This is a genomic window from Aeromonas sp. BIGb0405 (assembly GCF_024807335.1).
Classification (GTDB): Bacteria; Pseudomonadota; Gammaproteobacteria; order Enterobacterales; family Aeromonadaceae; genus Aeromonas; species Aeromonas rivuli.
In genome coordinates this window covers 19,483-38,496 of the sequence record NZ_JANUEP010000002.1, presented here as the reverse complement: position 1 = coordinate 38,496, position 19,014 = coordinate 19,483, and the positions used below count along the sequence as shown (strand labels likewise).

Below are 19,014 nucleotides of genomic sequence, written 5' to 3'. Positions count from 1 at the left end.
AAGAGAGAGTGCCCATTAATGCCGTCGACATCTTTGTCTTGCAGACGTTAATAGCGGCGCGCTGGGGAAAATCTGAACCTTTATCTGCCTGTGCCGCTAAAATTTTCACCCCCATGGGCAAAAATGCACCACTAATTGCCCCATCAAGTCCCACGAGGGGCGGGCAACCCTGTTTATTCCTTCCACAATTGGCTAGAATATCCCGTTTTTAAATCACATCGACCCCGAGAGTTTTCACGATGTTTGAAGTCAATCCTGTATTAAACAAGCTTAAGGAGCTGTCTGAGAGGACCGAGCTTCTTAGGGGGTACCTTTGACTATGACGCCAAGAAAGAGCGTCTAGAAGAAGTCAACGCCGAGCTGGAACAGCCCGACGTCTGGAATGAACCCGAGCGCGCACAGGCGCTGGGCAAGGAGCGCGTGTCGCTCGAAAACGTGGTCACTACCATAGACGTCTTGACACAAGGTGCTGAGGACGTCGAGATGCTGGTCAGCCTGGCCGTCGAAGGGGAAGATGAAGAGACCTTCAACGAAGCCGTGGCCGAAGCGGATGTGCTGGAAGCCAAGCTGGTGGATCTCGAATTCCGCCGCATGTTCTCCGGTCAGCACGACGGCTCCGACTGCTACATCGACATCCAGTCCGGCTCGGGCGGTACCGAGGCCCAGGACTGGGCCAACATGGTGCTGCGCATGTACCTGCGCTGGGGCGACGCCCACGGCTACAAGCCGGAGCTGATCGAGCTCTCTGACGGCGACGTGGCCGGCATCAAGTCCGCCACCGTCAAGTTCACCGGCGAGTACGCCTTCGGCTGGCTGCGCACCGAGACCGGCGTGCACCGTCTGGTCCGTAAATCGCCGTTCGACTCCGGTGGCCGCCGCCACACCTCCTTCTGTTCGGTGTTCGTCTACCCGGAGATCGATGACGACATCGAGATCGACATCAACCCGGCCGACCTGCGCATCGACGTCTACCGTGCCTCGGGCGCCGGTGGTCAGCACGTCAACCGGACCGAGTCTGCGGTGCGGATCACCCACATCCCGACCGGGGTGGTGGTGCAGTGCCAGAACGACCGTTCCCAGCACAAGAACAAAGATCAGTGTATGAAGCAGCTGAAGGCCAAGCTCTACGAGCTGGAAATTCAGAAGCAGAATGCCGAGAAACAAGCCCTGGAAGAGACCAAGTCCGACATCGGCTGGGGCAGCCAGATCCGCTCTTACGTGCTCGATGATGCTCGTATCAAGGATCTGCGCACCGGCGTCGAGACCCGTAACACCCAAGCGGTGCTCGACGGCGACCTGGACAAGTTTATCGAAGCCAGCCTGAAATCAGGTCTGTAACACGCAGCAGGAATCACCATGTCTGAACAAAGCACCACTCCGGCAGTCGAGAACCAGCTCGAACTGAACAACGAGATGACCGAGCGTCGCTCCAAGCTGGCCGCCCTGCGCGCCCAGGGCAACCCCTTCCCCAACGATTTTCGTCGTGACAGCCTCTCCGGTGATCTGCACGCCGAATTCGACGACAAGAGCAGCGATGAGCTGACTGCCCTGGGTAAACGGGTATCGATCGCCGGTCGCATCATGACCCGCCGCATCATGGGCAAGGCCTCCTTCGCCACCCTGCAAGATATGGCGGGCAAGATCCAGATCTACGTGACCCGTGACGATCTGCCGGAAGGCTTCTACAACGAACAGTTCAAGAAGTGGGATCTGGGCGACATCGTCGGCGTGGAAGGCACCCTGTTCAAGACCCAGACTGGCGAGTTGTCGGTGCATGTCTCCACCATCCGTCTGCTGACCAAGGCACTGCGTCCGCTGCCAGAGAAGCACAAGGGCCTGACCGATCAGGAGGCGCGCTGCCGCCAGCGTTATCTGGATCTGATCGCCAACGAAGAGTCCCGCAAGACCTTCATGATCCGCACCCAGGTGGTCTCCGGCATCCGCAAGTTCTTCAATGAGAAGCGCTTCATGGAAGTGGAAACCCCCATGATGCAGGTCATCCCGGGTGGTGCCTCCGCGCGTCCGTTCGTCACTCACCACAACGCGCTGGACATCGACATGTACCTGCGTATCGCCCCCGAGCTCTATCTGAAGCGGCTGGTGGTCGGTGGTTTCGAGCGCGTCTACGAGATCAACCGCAACTTCCGTAACGAAGGGATCTCGGTGCGTCACAACCCCGAGTTCACCATGATCGAGTTCTACATGGCCTATGCCGACTACATCGATCTGATGGACCTGACCGAGGAGCTGCTGCGCACCCTGGCCCAGGACATCCTGGGTGACACCCAGATCCGTTACGCCAAAGAGGGTGAAGAGGGCCTGACCATCGATTTCGGTCAGCCGTTCCAGCGTCTCACCATGGTGGACTCCATCCTGAAGTACGCCGAGGGCGTCACCCTGGAAGATCTCGCCACCCTGGAGAGCGCCAAGGCCGTCGCCAAGCGTCTGCATATCGAGCTGATGAAGGGCTGGGAACTGGGCCACGTGATCACCGCCATCTTCGAAGAGACGGTGGAACACATGCTGCTGCAACCGACCTTCATCACCGAGTACCCGGCCGCCGTTTCCCCGCTGGCCCGTCGCAACGACGCCAACCCGGACGTGACCGATCGCTTCGAGTTCTTCATCGGCGGCCGCGAGCTGGCTAACGGCTTCTCCGAGCTGAACGATGCGGAAGATCAGGCCAAGCGTTTCCAGGATCAGGTCAACCAGAAAGAAGCGGGTGACGACGAAGCCATGTTCTACGACGCCGACTTCGTGACCGCGCTGGAACACGGCCTGCCGCCGACCGCCGGTCAGGGCATAGGTATCGACCGCCTGGTAATGCTGTTCACCAACAGCCACACCATCCGCGACGTCATCCTGTTCCCGGCCCTGCGCCCGCAACAGAAATAAGCACTCCGGCAGGCTTGACCTGCCCCTTGAGCGCAACGAAACGCCCCGCAACTGCGGGGCGTTTTTTATGGGTTGGATCAGCCTATCTCTTGCTCAGCCACTGAGGCTTGTCACACTGGCAGCAACCACTCACCCCGGCTCAGGATCAGCGCCCGCCCCGTCATCTGCACCCTGTCACCTGCCAGCCGCAGTAACAACTCACCACCCCGCCCTGAAGCCTGATAGGCCCTGAGCTCCGTTTTGCCCAGACGCTTGCCCCAGAAGGGCGCCAGGGCGCAGTGGTTGGAGCCGGTGACCGGATCTTCCTCCACCCCGACCCAGGGGGCAAAGTAGCGAGACACGAAATCTATCGCCGGATCCTCCCCGGGGGCGGTGACGATGAGTCCCCGTCCCGGCAGGGCGCGCAGGGCCTGAAAATCGGCTTTGATGGCACGCACCTCGGCCTCACTATCCAACTCCAGTACAAATTTGGCCCCTGCGGCCAGGCAGTGACGAGGGTTGACCCCGAGCGCCTGACCGTAAGCGGCGTCCAGCGTCAGCGGCGCCATCGCGATGGCAGGGAAATCGAGCCGGATCCCCCCCTCAGCCTGCACCGCCGTCAGCAAGCCACTGCGGGTATCGAAGCGCAGTGGCTGGGCAGGGAGAGCCAAACCCAACGCCCAGATCACATGAGCCGCCGCCAGGGTGCCGTGGCCGCACAAATCCACTTCAAGCTGCGGCGTGAACCAGCGCAGTCGATAGTGATCCCCTGTGATGGCCTCCAGGAAGGCGGTCTCGGAGAGGCAGAACTCGGCGGCCATGCGCTGCATGGTGGCTTCATCGAGTCCCTGACTCAGCACCACCATGGCGGGGTTGCCGGTGAAAGGGGCATGGGCGAAAGCATTGACGTGAAACAGACGGATCATCGGGGCTCCAGGCAGACAGATGGAAGGCACTGACTCTAACAAAGATCGCCCTCCCCCAGACATGCCTTCCTGTGGGCAGGGATCTGCAAGGGAGATTTCACACTTTTTAATGCCTCAATCGAATAAAAAAGACATTTTTATTCTTTGTTGTTATTCATGCCAACCCTTAATCTGACCAAAATTCAGACCATGGAAGACCTGTGTGATGCAATTGACGGACTCTTTGACCAACATAACTCCCCTCTCCGATGAGCAGCAGCGCCAGCTAACCCAGGCCCTGGGCACGCTCAACAGCCAGCAGCTGACCTGGGTCAGCGGTTATCTCTATGGTCTGGTCCAGGCCGGTGGCGCTGTCAGTGCGGCGCCTGCCCTGCACGCCAGCGCCGGTGGCAGCCTGACTATCTTGTACGGCTCCCAGACCGGCAATGCCAAAGGGGTGGCCAGTGCCATCGAGAAACAGGCCCAGGCACAGGGATTACCCACCACGCTGATCTCCATGGCCGACTACAAGCCCAAGCAGCTCAAGAAAGAGAGCCACCTGCTGATCGTCGTCAGCACCTATGGCGAGGGCGAGCCGCCCGAGCCTGCGGTCGATCTCCACGAGCAGCTCAAGAAGGGCAAGCTCGGCAAGCTCGATGGCGTCAAGTTTGCCGTACTGGGGCTGGGGGACAGCTCCTATGAGTTCTTCTGCAAGACCGGCCAGGATTTCGATGGCTGGCTGGCTCAGGCCGGGGCTGAACGTATCGCGCCCCTGGCCGGTCTGGATGTGGATTACGAAGCGGGTGCCAAGGCCTGGACAGAACAGGCGCTGGCGGCAGTCGCCGCGACCCTGAATGCGGGGCCGGTCGGCTCGGTGGCCGGTGCCGTCAAGAGCGCGGTCGGTCACAGTCAATATGATAAAGCCAACCCCTTCCCGGCCCGGCTGTCTGTGAATCAGAAGGTCACCGGCCGTGATTCGACCAAAGATATCCGCCACATCGAGATAAGCCTCGAAGAGTCCGGCATCACTTATCAACCCGGTGATGCCCTCGGCGTCTGGTTCGATAACGAGGCCGCGCTGGTGGACGAACTGCTGGCCCTGGCCAGCCTGTCCGGCGAGGAGCCGACCGAGCAGGGCAGCCTGCGTGCGGCTCTGACCCGCAACTTCGAGCTGACCCGCTTGCATGGCGGCTTTATCACGGGTCTGGCCGCCATCTCCAACGATGCGGCACTGCACGACATCGCCGGTGACAAGACTCAGCTCAACGCCCTGGTCGCCAGCGCCCAGGTCGTCGATGTGCTCAAGCGCTTCCCGACCCCCTTGAGCGTGGAACAGCTGGTCGGCCTGCTGCGTCCGCTCACCCCTCGCCTCTACTCCATCGCCTCCGCCATGAGCGAAGTCGAGGAGGAGGTGCACCTCACCGTCGCCGTGGTCCGTTATCCCCAGCAAGATGGCACCCTGCGCAGTGGCGCCGCCTCCTCCTATCTGGCCGATCGGCTGGATGAGGATGCCGAGGTACGGGTGTTCGTGGAGCACAACGATAACTTCCGCCTGCCAGCCAACCCCGCCACCCCCGTCATCATGGTGGGCCCGGGCACCGGCATAGCGCCGTTCCGCGCCTTCTTGCAAGAGCGTGATGCCATCGGAGCCTCGGGTAAAAACTGGCTCTTCTTCGGCAACCCCCACTTCACCCAGGATTTCCTCTATCAGCTGGAGTGGCAGCGTTATGTGAAGAGCGGCCTGCTGTCGAACATCTCCCTGGCTTTCAGCCGGGATCAGGCCAGCAAGATTTATGTGCAAGACAGATTGCGTGAACAGGGTGCAGAGTTGTTCTCCTGGCTTGAGGCGGGTGCCCACTTCTATGTGTGTGGCGACGCCAACCACATGGCCAAGGATGTGCAGGAAGCCCTGCTGGATGTGATTGCCCAACATGGCCACAAGAGCCGTGAAGAAGCAGAAGAGTATTTGAGCGAATTGCGTCGTGCCAAACGTTACCAAAGGGATGTCTACTGATGAGCAAGCAAACAATCTCAACACAAGAAGCGGGGCCGGTTGCAGGGCCGCTGTCCGACAACGAGCGGCTCAAGCGCGAGAGCAACTTCCTGCGCGGCACCATAGAGCAGGATTTGCAGGATCCCCTGACCGGCGGCTTCAACGGCGACAACTTCCAGCTGATCCGCTTCCATGGCATGTACCAGCAAGATGACCGCGACATTCGTCCGGAACGCACCGCCCAGAAGCTTGAGCCCCTGCACAACGTCATGCTGCGCGCCCGTCTGCCCGGTGGCATCATCACCCCGGCCCAGTGGCAGGTGATCGACAAGTTCGCCGAAGATCACAGCCTGTATGGCAGCATTCGCCTCACCACCCGTCAGACCTTCCAGTTCCACGGGGTGCTCAAGCGCGACATCAAGCTGATGCACCAGACCCTCAACAGCACCGGCATCGACTCCATCGCCACCGCCGGGGATGTGAACCGCAACGTGCTCTGCACCAGCAACCCGGTCGAATCCGAGCTGCACCAGGAGGCCTACGAGTGGGCCAAGCAGATCTCCGAGCACCTGCTGCCCAAGACCCGCGCCTATGTGGAGATCTGGCTCGATGGCGAGAAGCTCGGCGACGATGAGGAGCCCATCCTCGGCTCCAACTATCTGCCGCGCAAGTTCAAGACCACAGTGGTGATCCCGCCCCACAACGACATCGATGTGCATGCCAACGATCTCAACTTCGTGGCCATTGCCGAAGGCGGCAAGCTGGTGGGCTTCAACGTGCTGGTCGGTGGCGGACTGGCCATGACCCACGGCGACACCAGCACCTATCCACGTAAGGCGAGCGACTTCGGCTTTATCCCGCTCTCCCACGTGCTGGAGGTGGCGGCCGCCGTGGTCAGCACCCAGCGCGACTGGGGCAACAGAGTCAACCGCAAGAACGCCAAGACCAAATACACCCTCGAACGAGTGGGCGTGGCGGCGTTCAAGGCCGAGGTGGAGCGCCGCGCCGGCATCACCTTCGCCGACAGTCGCCCCTATGAGTTCACCAGCCGTGGGGATCGCTTCGGTTGGGTTGAGGGCATAGACGGCAAGCACCACCTGACCCTCTTTATCGAGAATGGCCGCCTGCTGGACTTCCCTGGCAAGCCGCTCAAGACCGGGATGCTGGAGATTTCCCGCGTGCATCAGGGGGATTTCCGCCTGACCGCCAACCAGAACCTGATCATCGCCGGGGTGCCCGCCAGCGAGAAGTCACGGATCGAAGCCCTGGCTCGCCAATACGGCCTGCTGGACGATGGGGTGAGCGAGCAGCGCAAGCAGTCCATGGCCTGTGTGGCCCTGCCCACCTGCCCGCTGGCGATGGCGGAAGCCGAACGCATGCTGCCCGCCTTCGTCACCGACATCGAAGCCTTGCTCGGCAAGCACGGCCTGGCCGATGACGCCATCATCTTCCGGGTCACCGGCTGCCCGAATGGTTGCGGGCGCGCCATGCTGGCGGAGGTGGGACTGGTGGGCAAGGCCCCCGGTCGCTACAACCTCTACCTGGGCGGCAATCTGGAAGGGACCCGGATCCCGCGCATGTATCAGGAGAACATCACTGAGCCGCAGATCCTGGCCGAACTGGATGCCCTGATCGGCCGCTGGGCCAAGGAGCGCAACCCGGGTGAATGCTTCGGTGACTTCGTGATCCGCGCAGCCATCGTCGCCCCCGTGGTCAACTCGGCCGTGGACTTCTACGCCGCCTGATCCCAAGGGCGCCCCGCATTGCCGCGGCGCCCGCTTTTCTTCACAGAGCGAGACACTGAGATGACACTGGATCTGACCCTATTGCTCAACCTCTCCAAAGAGGAGCAGCTCGCCGCCCTGGCCCCCCACAACCGTGAGCTGGAGGCCATGAGCGCCCCCGAGCGGGTGCGCTGGGCCCTGGCCAATCTGCCAGGACAGCACATCCTCTCTTCCAGCTTCGGCATTCAGGCCGCATTGATGCTGCACCTGGTGAGTCGCGAGCAAGGTGACGTGCCCGTGGTGCTGACCGATACCGGCTACCTCTTCCCCGAGACCTATCGCTTCATCGACGAACTGAGCGAACAGCTCAAACTCAATCTCAAGATCTACCGCTCCGAGCTGTCCCCTGCCTGGCAGGAGGCCCGTTTCGGCCTGCTGTGGGAGCAGGGAGTGGAGGGGATCACCCGCTACAACCAGCTCAACAAGGTCGAGCCCATGGACAGGGCGCTGCGGGATCTCGGCGCGCAAACCTGGTTCTCCGGTCTGCGCCGGGAGCAGTCAGGCAGCCGCGGCAACTTGCCGGTGCTGGCCATCCAGCGCGGCCGTTTCAAGTTCCTGCCGGTGATCGACTGGAGCAACAAGGACGTCTTCTATTACTTCAAGGAGTTCGACCTGCCCTACCACCCCCTGTGGGAACAGGGCTATCTCTCGGTGGGCGATGTCCACACCACCGCCAAGTGGGAGCCGGGCATGAGCGAGGAGCAGACCCGCTTCTTCGGCCTCAAGCGAGAGTGCGGCCTGCACGAAGAGAGCGGCGAGAACGACGGCTCCGGGATCTGAGCACCGGTTTACCCCATGAAAAAAGGCCCGGATCATGCCGGGCCTCTTCATATTCGGCTCACAACTTGCGGCCGAGTCGCTTCTCTATCTGGCGCCGCTCCCAGTCGGGGCCGAGCCACTTGGGCAGCTTGAACAGATTGAAGGCGTGAGCCGTCAGACCTATGCCCCAGCCCAGCATGGGCCACCAGGCCCAGATATGCCCCGGGCTGGTCACCAGATTGATGACCCACAGCAGGCTGATCACCAGCCCATAGCTGATGAGGTGGCCGTAGAATCCCTTGAGATCCTCGACAAACTTCATCGCCTCGCGCTCTTCCAGCGACACCCCGGATCCCGTCTCCATGCTTGTTTCCCTCATCTCGCTCTCCTGCAGTTGACTGATATCGAGTTCGAAGACGGCGGCCAGGGCCTTGAGGGATTCGAGGCCGGGGGCCTGCCCCCGCTCTATCCGTTGCACTGTGCGGACACTCAGCCCCGACATGGTAGCCAATTGATCCTGTGACCAGCCGCGCTGCAATCTCAACTTCCTGACAATCATCGATGAACTCCTTGTGGTATTGACGAGAGCAAGCGTACCCGGCCTGGCAGTAATCCTTGACGACAGCGACCCGACATCTGCGCGACAGCCTTTTTAGATCAACATCTTATAGAATAAGCTGCACAAATAAAAACGCCCGGCTCAAGAGCCGGGCGTGATCGGATGACAGACTGCTGACACCTATTTGGCGGCGCGAGCCTCCGTCAGCCACTGCTTGACCAGGCTATCATGCCCCTTGATCCAGGCATCGGCGTGCCGCTCTATGTCGGCGGGCTTGTTCTGACCCTGCTTCATCAGGCTGTTCTGGACGTTGATGTCGTTGATGGGCAACTTCATCTCGTCAAACAGTTTGGCTGCCGACGGATTGGCCTCGGCGAAGACGCGGTTGGCCACTATGTGCATGGTGTTCATCTCGAAACCATAGTTCTTGCCATTGGCCAGCTTGGTGTCGCCATCGCGGCCATCCGGCAGCGCGGTGAAGGGCACTTCCAGCCAGACCACATCCTTGCCCGGGATCAGATCGCCACTGACCCAGTATGGGGTCCAGGTGTAATAGAACACCGGCTTGTGCTCCTTGTAGCGGGTAATGGTGTCGGCAATGATGGCCGCATAGTTGCCCTGCTGGTGAGTCACCGTCTTGTCCAGGTCAAACGCCTTGAGTTGATGATTGATCACCCCCTCACAGCCCCAACCCGGATTGCAACCGGCCAAGTCGGCCTTGCCATCGCCGTCACTGTCAAACAGGGCCGCCAGCTTGGGATCCTTCAGTTGCGCGATATTGGTGATGCCGTACTTGTCGGCGGTCAGCTTGTCGATGAGGTAGCCCTGGGCCGCCCCCGTCACATAGGTGCCTTCACGATAGAACTTGGTGTCACCGCCCGCTTTTTCGTATTTGTCCTTGTGCAGCGGATCCCAGTTGAACGCGAGGAAGGTCGCATCGCCGCTGGCGACCGAGGCATAGCCCACGTTGTAATCCGCCTCTTTGGCGGGTTTGACGTCATAGCCAAGCTCGCCGAGCAGCTTGCTCACCAGCAGGGTCTGAAATGCCTCCTCCGGTACGCTGCTCTGAATGGGTTGCACCGGGACGCTGGCCATGGCGGTGGTGCTCAGTAACAGGCTTGCCAGGGTCAATCCCTTGGTGATGGCTCTCATAGTATTTCTCCTTTGGTGTGATTCTGATGATGGCGGCCGAACGGGGCGAGCAGCAGACCGATGGGGCCTCGCTGATACCAGCGACCGGTACGCTCGGCGCTGGATTGGCCCATGGCCTGGGTGAGACGGTCGAGCACTATGGCCAGCAGCACTATGCCGAGCCCGCCGACCGAGGCCATGCCCATGTCGAGACGGCCTATGCCACGCAGGACCATCTGGCCCAACCCGCCCACCGCAATCATGGAGGCGATCACCACCATGGAGAGGGAGAGCATCAGCGACTGGTTGACCCCGGCCATGATGGTCGGCATGGCCAGCGGCAGTTGTACCTTGAACAGCAGTTGCCGTGGGCTGGCACCAAATGAGTGACCCGCCTCGATGAGATCCGCCGGTACCTGGCGAATGCCGAGTATGGTCAGCCGGATCATGGGTGGCAGGGCGAAAATGATGGTCACCACCACCCCTGGCACGTTGCCTATGCCAAACAGCATGACGATGGGGATCAGGTAGACAAAGGCTGGCGTGGTCTGCATGGCATCGAGCAGGGGCCGGGTCCAGGCGGTGGCCCGCTCGCTACGGGCCAGCAAGATGCCGGCAGGCAGACCGATCAACATGCAAAACAGCAGGGAGGTCATCACCAGGGCCAGGGTGACCATGGCATCGGACCAGGCCCCGATGAGGCCAATCCCGATGAGGGAACCCAGGGTGCCAAGTGCCATGCGCCCACTGACCAGCTGCCAGGCGATCAGGGTCAAGAGGCCCACCATCAGGGCGGAAGGCACGCTCTGCAGCGCCTGGGTCAAGGCATTGAGGGTCACCTCGACCGGTGCACGAATCACCTGGAACAGGGGTCTGAAGTGGGTCACCAGGACACCAATCCCCTCTTCAACCCAGACATCGAGGGGCAACCAGGCCTGCTGGAAAGGATCCAGCAGATCCAGCGCCGGCTTTTCATCGGCCACGGCTATCTGGTTCTGCCAATCGTTGCTGGCGACCGCGGTCTGGGTAGTGCTGCCCCAGGGATCCGCCTCGGCTTGCGTCGTCGGGGTTTCGGCCCAGGGATCCGGAGCGGCGCCAGGGGCTTCGTCGGCCCAGGCTGGGTGTGCGGCCAGCAACAGGGTCGCCAGGCAGAGGGATAACAGATGCTTCATGCCGGGGTACTCCTGTCCAGGGTATTGAGCAGATTGGCCTTGGAGATAAGCCCCAGATAAGTACCATCCTCTTCGATCACCGGCACCTGACAGGGTGCGGCTGCCACCTGACTGATCAGTTCATGCAAGGGGGTATCCGCCAGCAAGGGGCTCACCTCCTCGAGCAGGGCCTGATCCAGGCTGCCCTTGCTCGCCACGGCACAGGCCAGAGAATCGAGAGAGACGACACCGACGAAGTGTCGGCTGCGATCGATCACATAACCAAATTCCCGCTCCTGCTCCTTGAGCTGACGCAGGGCGTTGGCCGGGCCATCCGTGATGTGTTTCTTGATGAGCGGGGTCTGTTTGCGGCTGGCGATGTCACGGGCGCTGAACACATTGGCGAGATCCACGCCGCGAAAGAAGGCACGCACATAATCGTTGGCTGGCTGACTCAGGATCTCATCCGGGGTGCCGACCTGGATCACCTGGCCATCCTGCATGATGGCGATGCGATCGCCGATGCGCATCGCCTCGTCCAGATCGTGGGAGATGAAGACGATGGTGCGCTGGTGATTGGCTTGCAGCTTGAGCAACTCGTCCTGCATCTCGGTGCGAATGAGGGGGTCTAGCGCGGAAAACGCCTCATCCATCAACAGGATATCGGGGTCATTGGCCAGGGCGCGGGCCAGGCCGACCCGCTGCTTCATGCCACCGGACAGAGCGTCAGGATAGGCGTCCGCCCACTTGTCCAAACCTACCTGAGCCAGCGCCTGACGGGCACTGCGATGACGATCGTCCTGGGATACCCCAGCCAGCTCCAGACCAAAAGCGGCGTTGTCCAATACCGTCAGGTGCGGCATCAAGGCGAAGGATTGGAACACCATGCTGATCTTCTTTCGGCGCACCTGACGCAACGCCTCATCCGAGATGACGGCGATGTCTTCACCATCGATCAACACCTGTCCTCGGGTCGGCTCTATCAGCCGGTTGAGCAGGCGTACCAGGGTGGATTTGCCAGATCCCGACAACCCCATCACCACGAAGATCTCTCCTTCATGGATCTGCAGATTCACATCATGCACACCGAGGGTCTGCCCAGTCTTTTGCAAGATACCGGCACGATCATCACCCTCTTCCAATAACTTGAACGCCTTGTCAGGTTGCTCTCCAAAGATTTTATACAGGGTCTTTACTTCCAGTTTGACTGTCATGTTGCCCTTTCTAATTGATTAAAACTCCATCGCCATGGCATGGCCATGGTGAAATTCACTTTATACACTAAACAATTTTTGAGTGAATTCAAAGGCTAAATAACAGCCACCAACCCACAATCATAAACCAAATAACTGATTTAAAACCACAAAATACGATAATAACAATTTCCATTATCAGGTTTAGGCACCAAGCCAGAAGCTTTTGACCATAATATTATTTAATGTTCTAAACTAAATTTAATGCTTGAGCCTCAAACCATCAAATTCCTGGAACAGATGCCTCTTTTCCACCACTGCAACAGGAGGGCCTGATCAGCCGACACCGAAGCAGGCAGAGCCAGCAATGGGCAGAAAAAAGCAGGAGGAAATAGGGATGAAAGTCAGGATAAATTGATAAAAATCGGCAACGTTGCCGCTAAATTCCATAAACGTCGAACATATGAATGGTTGCCGAAACCAATGAGATGACGTGCAGTGGATGGCAAGAATGAGACCGAAGATCAGAACGTCAGAAGGTCAGAAGGTCAGAAGGTCAGAAGGTCAGAAGGTCAGAAGGTCAGAAGGTCAGAAGGTCAGAAGGTCAGAAGGTCAGAAGGTCAGAAGGGGATAACAAGGGTGGGGAGGTCTGTCAATCGCGAGTGAAAACCCGGTGTCTGTACACCGGGTTTGCGGGCCATCAGAGCGAGCGCATTACCTCGGCACCCAGGGCGAAGGAGCGCAAGCGGGCCTGATGATCGAAAATGGGGCCATTGAACATGAGTTCATCGGCCTGAGTTTCGGCCAGCAATGCCTGAATACCATGACGAATGGCCGCTTTATCACCCACCAGGGAGCGAGATAGCGTCTTCTCCATGGCCACCAGCTCATGGGGTGCCCAACCGGTCAGCTCCTCGACCGGCGCCGGCAATTCCCCGGCATCTCCCCGATAGAGCCGCAAAAACTGCTGCTGTACTGTGCTCAGCAGAAAGCGGGCCTCGGCCGTGCTCTCGGCGGCAATCAGATTGACGCAGACCACGGCATACGGCTTGGGCCAACGTGCGGAAGGGCGATATTGGCTGCGATAGATCTCCAGCGCCTGCGACAACAGGGCCGGGGCAAAATGGGAAGCAAAGCCGAACGGCAACCCCATGGCCGCCGCCAACTGGGCGCTGTAAAGGCTGGATCCGAGCAGCCAGACCGGCAGCTTGAGTCCCAGCCCCGGCACGGCGCGTACCGGGCCAGGCTCATCACCGAAATAGGCCATCAACTCTGCCACATCGGCAGGGAAATCATCCACCTCACCGATCCGCTGACGGCGCAGGGCCTGCATGGTGCGCTGATCCGAACCTGGTGCCCGGCCAAGACCCAGATCGATCCTGCCCGGATAGAGGGATTCCAGGGTGCCAAACTGCTCGGCGATCACCAGAGGGGAGTGATTGGACAACATGATGCCACCGGCGCCCAGGCGCAGGGTATGGGTACCCGCCGCCAGATGACCAATCAGCACCGAGGTGGCCGCACTGGCGATCCCCGGCATGTTGTGATGTTCGGCCAGCCAATAGCGGTGATAACCCCAGGCCTCGGCCTGCTGGGCCAACTCAAGGGAGCGACGGAAAGAATCGGCGGGGCGGGAACCGACGGGGACAGGCACCAGATCCAGTACCGAATAGGGAACACCCATGACTCACTCCTGTGGATGAGAAAACCCCCACTCTATCACTAGCTCTGAATGAGACACAATCATCCATCACTGGCGATCTCGATGCCATGAGCCACACTCATTGCTGGCCAACCATGGATGAGTGGCCATCACAAGGATCTGGACCATGAGGCAATCCGGCTCACAACGCCGCCCTTTCTATGTGCATATAGCCACTCTGTTTATCGGCCTGTTCTGTCTGTTCGGTGCCCTCTTGATACTGCAGCAATTCGCACAGCATCGTGCTCAGGGCATGGCACACGAATATCAAAATTTTCAGCAATATAGGGAGCGGTTGGCCCTCGCATTGCAGCTCAACGAACGTCCCGCCCGAACCAGTCTCAAGCTACTCAGGGCCGGTTCACTGATGCAGGCAGACGATCTGGAGGCGCGACTGACATTTTTGCCCCAGCTCATCGAAGTACTGGCCAGCAACCACGGTTATGGCGCCATCTATGTCGGCTATGACAACGGTGACTTCTTTCTGGTGCGAACCCTGACCGAGCGAGTCAAGGCGCAGCTGGGTTCACTGCCAGAAGGCAGCAACATTCTGGTGCAGAGCCTCGCCAGAGGCCAAGGCGACTACCTCTACTATGATGCCCGCCAGCAGTTGATTGCCCGCCAGCCCATCCCCGACTACCAGTTCGATCCCCGCGCCAGGCTCTGGTATCAGCAGGCGCTTCACCACAATGGCATCACCAGCACAGCCCCCTATCTCTTTTTCACCACCAAGGAGCCAGGCATCACACTGGCGATGGCCAGCCAGGATCGCAAAGCGGTGATCGGCATCGATGCCAGTGTCGAGCGCATCTCGGCACTCATCGGCAAGATGCAGCAGGAGGGAACCCAACTGGTACTGTTCGATCGTCATGCCACCCTGCTGGCCACGGATCCGGCCCAACTACCCGGCTACGACAGACTGCGAGTTCTCCCCAAGATCTCGACCCTGAGCGATCCCGTCTTTACCCTGTTGCAGCGCCGGCTGAGCGCCGAACCCGAACTGCTCAAGGGCCGCCACGCCCTGACCCTCGACGATCCAGAACGGGGGGAGTGGCAGGTCAACCTCTCTCCAGTCGGGGAAGGATCGTCCTACTACCTCGGGCTGCTCATCAGTAGCGAACGCCTGTTTGCGGATGCCAAGCGTCAGGCCTTGCACAATCTCGGCAATGCCCTGCTGGCCTTGTTGCTCATGCTGCCTATCATCTGGTTTGCGGCCAGACGCACGGCCACCCCCCTGCTCGCCCTGACCCGAGAGGCCGAACGTATTCAGCATTTCGACTTTAGCGAAGGTGAACATACCCACTCCTCCATTCAGGAGATAGAGGATCTCTCACGCACCATGTCAGGCATGCGCCTGACCCTGGGCAATTTCATGAACATGGGCAGAGCCCTTGGCGCCGAGCACGACATGGATACACTGTTCAAATTGGTGCTCAGTGAGACCATATCCGCAGCGGGGGCTATCGGGGGAGCCCTCTATCTGGTCGAGTCCGGGCAGTTGCAGCCCGTCAGGGCCTTCTGGCAGGGTCAACTTCTGCAGCGGTTCGATGGTGCTCCCCTGCTGCGCCCCGTCTTGCAGGGCGAGCGGGTGAGTCTGGCCCTGGAGAGCGGGATATGGCATCGCCATCTGAGTGGCTGGGGGGATTATCCGGGCCCAGGACAGCTGGTAGCCGAACCCTTGCTCAGTCACAACCAGGAAGTGACCGGGTGTCTGCAGATCTTGTTACCCCCCTGCTCCCCTGATGAACTGGCGGCTCGCATCAGTCTGATCGAGGCACTGGCCGGCACCTCGGCCTCGGCCATCGAAAATCAGCGCCTGCTCGCGGAGCAAAAGCAGTTATTGGAGTCCTTCATCGAGCTCATCGCCGGCGCCATCGATGCCAAGAGCCCTTACACGGGCGGCCACTGCCAGCGCGTCCCCGAGCTGACCCGGCTGCTGGCCGAAGCCGCGAGCGCAGAGCGCCATGGCCCCTTTGCCGATTTCCGTCCCAATGCCCAGGAGTGGGAAGCCATCCACATCGCCAGCTGGCTGCACGACTGTGGCAAGGTGACCACCCCCGAGTTCGTGGTCGACAAGGCAACCAAGCTGGAGACCCTCTACGACCGCATCCACGAGATCCGCACCCGCTTCGAGGTGCTCAAGCGCGATGCCCACATCGCAGCCCTGAGTGAACAGCTGTCAGAGCAGCAGTGCAGCCTCGCCCGCACGGCCGTGGCCCCGGCCTGGGCAGAGCTCGATGCCGAGTTTGCCTTCGTGGCCGAGTGCAATCAGGGTGGTGAGTGGATGGCACCCGAGCGGCTCGAGCAGTTGCAACGGATTGCCAGTCGCAGCTGGCTACGCACTCTGGATGACCGGCTTGGCATAGGCGTCGAGGAGTTCAAACGCCATGGCAGGGCCCCACTCCCCCTGCCCTGCCGCGAATCCTTGCTGGCTGACAAGCCCGAGCACAGGATCCCCCGCCCCGACCACGATAGACTGGAGGCTGACAATCCCTGGGGCTTCAAGGTGAAGGTGCCCGAGTGCCTCTATGATCGCGGTGAGCTCCACAATCTCGGCATTCGACGGGGCACCCTGAGCGAGGAGGAGCGCTACAAGATAAATGAACACATCATCCAGACCATCAGGATGCTGGAGCGGTTGCCCTTCCCCCGCCACCTGAAACAGGTGCCAGAGATAGCGGGCGGCCATCACGAAAAGATCGATGGCAGCGGTTATCCGAGGGGGCTGAACCGGGCGCAGATGAGCATACCGGCCCGCATCATGGCCATCGCCGACATCTTCGAGGCGCTGACCGCGAGCGATCGTCCCTACAAGTCAGGCAAGAGTCTCAGCCAGTCCCTCGCCATCATGAGCCAAATGGCCAATGAGGGTCACATTGACCCGGATCTCTTCTCCCTCTTTCTGCGCAGCCGTATCTGGCAACAATATGGTCAGCGCTTCCTGGACGAGGCGCAATGCGATCAGGTCAATCTGGCTGCCTTCTCCAATCCGGGGCCGAGTGAGCCTGCCTCGCTCCTCAGGTCCCGGGATCTCAAGCCTTCCCGGCAGACCAGCAAGCGCCCTCCCCCTGGCTGACACAACAGGTCGCCGGGCTATCCGCCCTGGGACGGCCCCCCCGTGACTAGTGAGGGGCAAGTTCGGCACTCATCAACTCCTTCATGCGAAACTTCTGCAGTTTGCCGGTGACCGTCATGGGATACTCATCCACGAAACGGATATAGCGTGGCACCTTGAAGTAGGCAATGCGGGCCGACAGGAAGTGTTTAATCTCCTCCTCATCGGCATCACAGCCGGGCCTGAGCTTGATCCAGGCACAGACCTCCTCGCCATAGCGATCGCTGTCGATGCCAAACACGGCGGCATCCTGTACCGCAGGGTGATCGTAGAGCCGCTCCTCGACTTCCCGGGGATAGATGTTCTCGCCACCCCGAATGATCAGCTCCTTGCTGCGCCCCACGATCTGCACATAGCCTTCGCTATCCATGACCCCTATGTCGCCGGAGTGCAGCCAGCCCTCGCCATCTATCGTGGCGGCCGTCTTGGCCGGATCCTGCCAATAACCGCTCATGACGCTGTAACCACGGCAGCAGATCTCCCCCCTCTCCCCTATGGGCATCGTCTCACCGCTGGGGTCGACCAACTTTATCTCGGTATGGCCGATAGCCCGTCCGACCGTGGTGACTCGCTTGTCGAGGGGGCAATCCACCGCCGTCATGTGATTGATGGGGCTGCACTCTGTCTGACCATAGGCGATGGTCACCTCGGTCATGTGCATCAGGGTCTGCACCCGCAACATCAATGGCTCCGGGCAGATGGCCCCGGCCATGATGCCGGTACGTAGGGAGCCGAGATCGAACTCGGCGAAGTTCGCAAGCTCCAGCTCGGCGATGAACATGGTTGGCACCCCATGCAAGGCGGTACAACGCTCCTCACTGACCATCTGCAAGGTGATGGCGGGGTCGAACGCCTCACTGGGGAAGAGGGCGCAGGCCCCCACACTCAGACAGACCAGGTTGCCGAGCACCATGCCGAAGCAGTGATAGAGGGGCACAGGGATGCAGAGCCTGTCGTGCTCGGTCAGTCCCATGCCGGCGGCAACCAGCAGACCATTGTTGAGTATGTTGTTGTGGCTCAGGGTCGCGCCTTTCGGGCTGCCCGTGGTGCCAGAGGTGAACTGGATATTGATGGGATCCGAGGCCTTGAGCCCGGCTGACACCCTTTGCAGGGCGCAAGCATCCTGTTCATCGCCCAGGGTGAGCAGAGTGTCGAAGTTGAGCATACCCGGGCTCTTATCCTCCCCCAGGCGCACTACCCAGGCCAGGCTAGGCAAGGCGGCCGCCTTGAGAGAGCCGGGCGCTGAACTGTCCAACTCAGGGGCCAGCTCGGCCAGGATGGCAAGATAGTCGCTGCCCTTGAATCGGCTGGCGCAGATCAATGCCTTGCAGCCCACATTGTTGATGACAAAGGCCAGCTCCTCGCGGCGATAGGCCGGATTGATACAGACCATGATGGCGCCGATGCGCGCGGTAGCAAACTGCACCAGGCACCACTCGATGTTATTGGGAGACCAGATACCGACCCTGTCACCGGGCTGTATGCCGATGGCCAGCAACCCCTTGGCCAGGCGATCTATCTGCTGCGCGTATTCACGCCAGTTCCAGCGGATCTGTTGATGGCGCACCACCACGGCGGGCCGGTCCGGGAAGCGTTCGACTATCCCTAGCAGGTAGTCACCTATGGTCTGATCAAGCAGGGGGGCATCGGTCGGGCCGACGCGATAGCTGAGCGGTGCGGGCATGGGGGGCTCCTTGCCATAAGGGGAACGACTGGCCTACGGCTCGGCTGGCAACATCGCGATGACGAATGTTACGTTAATGTAAAGTCATGGAATTGCAAAGCCCACTTTGGTCGAACAGCAGCCTGAGCGGCCGCTGCGATTACAAAAGGCCAGTTCGATCACAG

Annotated in this window: 13 protein-coding genes; 6 read left to right on the top strand and 7 right to left on the bottom strand. The window is 60.4% G+C overall.

Annotation, left to right across the window (positions count from 1 at the left end):
* The first annotated feature begins 239 nt into the window (after nt 1–239).
* A protein-coding gene (gene prfB / locus M2366_RS04960) for a peptide chain release factor 2 (protein ID WP_157013917.1) occupies nt 240–1,338 on the top strand; the annotation gives its coding sequence in 2 pieces (ribosomal slippage) (nt 240–314 and nt 316–1,338; 1,098 coding nt in all).
* An 18-nt stretch (nt 1,339–1,356) separates the two neighbouring features.
* On the top strand, nt 1,357–2,895 hold the full coding sequence (gene lysS / locus M2366_RS04955; RefSeq protein WP_042040946.1) for a lysine--tRNA ligase: 1,539 nt from the start codon (nt 1,357–1,359) through the stop codon (nt 2,893–2,895).
* 110 nt (nt 2,896–3,005) lie between these two features.
* Here the strand turns inward: lysS and M2366_RS04950 are convergent, their stop codons facing one another.
* The gene (locus M2366_RS04950) at nt 3,006–3,800 is read right to left on the bottom strand and encodes a PhzF family phenazine biosynthesis protein (RefSeq protein WP_042040947.1); all 795 of its coding nucleotides are present in this window, start codon (nt 3,798–3,800) and stop codon (nt 3,006–3,008) included.
* Between the two features lie 205 nt (nt 3,801–4,005).
* On the opposite strand from M2366_RS04950, the gene M2366_RS04945 reads away from it, so the two are divergent.
* The 3 genes from M2366_RS04945 to M2366_RS04935 are packed head-to-tail and all read left to right on the top strand — an operon-like array spanning nt 4,006 to nt 8,336.
* Nucleotides 4,006–5,793, top strand: coding sequence for an assimilatory sulfite reductase (NADPH) flavoprotein subunit (locus M2366_RS04945; protein WP_259269439.1), 1,788 nt, complete (start codon nt 4,006–4,008; stop codon nt 5,791–5,793).
* On the top strand, nt 5,793–7,517 hold the full coding sequence (gene cysI / locus M2366_RS04940) for an assimilatory sulfite reductase (NADPH) hemoprotein subunit (protein WP_224431164.1): 1,725 nt from the start codon (nt 5,793–5,795) through the stop codon (nt 7,515–7,517). The genes M2366_RS04945 and cysI overlap by 1 nt, the downstream gene beginning before the upstream one ends.
* Before the next feature lie 60 nt (nt 7,518–7,577).
* On the top strand, nt 7,578–8,336 hold the full coding sequence (locus M2366_RS04935; protein WP_259269121.1) for a phosphoadenylyl-sulfate reductase: 759 nt from the start codon (nt 7,578–7,580) through the stop codon (nt 8,334–8,336).
* 58 nt (nt 8,337–8,394) lie between these two features.
* Here the strand turns inward: M2366_RS04935 and M2366_RS04930 are convergent, their stop codons facing one another.
* The 5 genes from M2366_RS04930 to M2366_RS04910 form a co-directional block, all read right to left on the bottom strand.
* Nucleotides 8,395–8,874, bottom strand: coding sequence for a 2TM domain-containing protein (locus M2366_RS04930; protein WP_042040951.1), 480 nt, complete (start codon nt 8,872–8,874; stop codon nt 8,395–8,397).
* A gap of 180 nt (nt 8,875–9,054) precedes the next feature.
* Complete coding sequence (gene proX / locus M2366_RS04925; protein WP_224431166.1) at nt 9,055–10,026, bottom strand: glycine betaine/L-proline ABC transporter substrate-binding protein ProX; 972 nt, start codon at nt 10,024–10,026, stop codon at nt 9,055–9,057.
* Entirely contained in the window at nt 10,023–11,177 is a 1,155-nt protein-coding gene (proW, locus tag M2366_RS04920) for a glycine betaine/L-proline ABC transporter permease ProW (RefSeq protein WP_259269120.1), read from the bottom strand. The genes proX and proW overlap by 4 nt, the downstream gene beginning before the upstream one ends.
* Entirely contained in the window at nt 11,174–12,370 is a 1,197-nt protein-coding gene (proV, locus tag M2366_RS04915) for a glycine betaine/L-proline ABC transporter ATP-binding protein ProV (RefSeq protein ID WP_042040954.1), read from the bottom strand. Before proV ends, proW begins: the two co-directional genes overlap by 4 nt.
* A gap of 679 nt (nt 12,371–13,049) precedes the next feature.
* Nucleotides 13,050–14,033 carry an MsnO8 family LLM class oxidoreductase gene (locus M2366_RS04910; RefSeq protein WP_259269119.1) on the bottom strand — a complete coding sequence of 328 codons (984 nt, stop codon included), beginning with the start codon at nt 14,031–14,033 and terminating at the stop codon, nt 13,050–13,052.
* Between the two features lie 145 nt (nt 14,034–14,178).
* Between M2366_RS04910 and M2366_RS04905 the strand changes: the two genes are divergently transcribed.
* Nucleotides 14,179–17,127, top strand: coding sequence for an HD domain-containing phosphohydrolase (locus M2366_RS04905; protein ID WP_259269118.1), 2,949 nt, complete (start codon nt 14,179–14,181; stop codon nt 17,125–17,127).
* A gap of 46 nt (nt 17,128–17,173) precedes the next feature.
* On the opposite strand, the gene M2366_RS04900 is transcribed toward M2366_RS04905, so the two are convergent.
* Entirely contained in the window at nt 17,174–18,850 is a 1,677-nt protein-coding gene (locus tag M2366_RS04900) for an AMP-binding protein (protein WP_259269117.1), read from the bottom strand.
* Nucleotides 18,851–19,014: the final 164 nt, after the last annotated feature.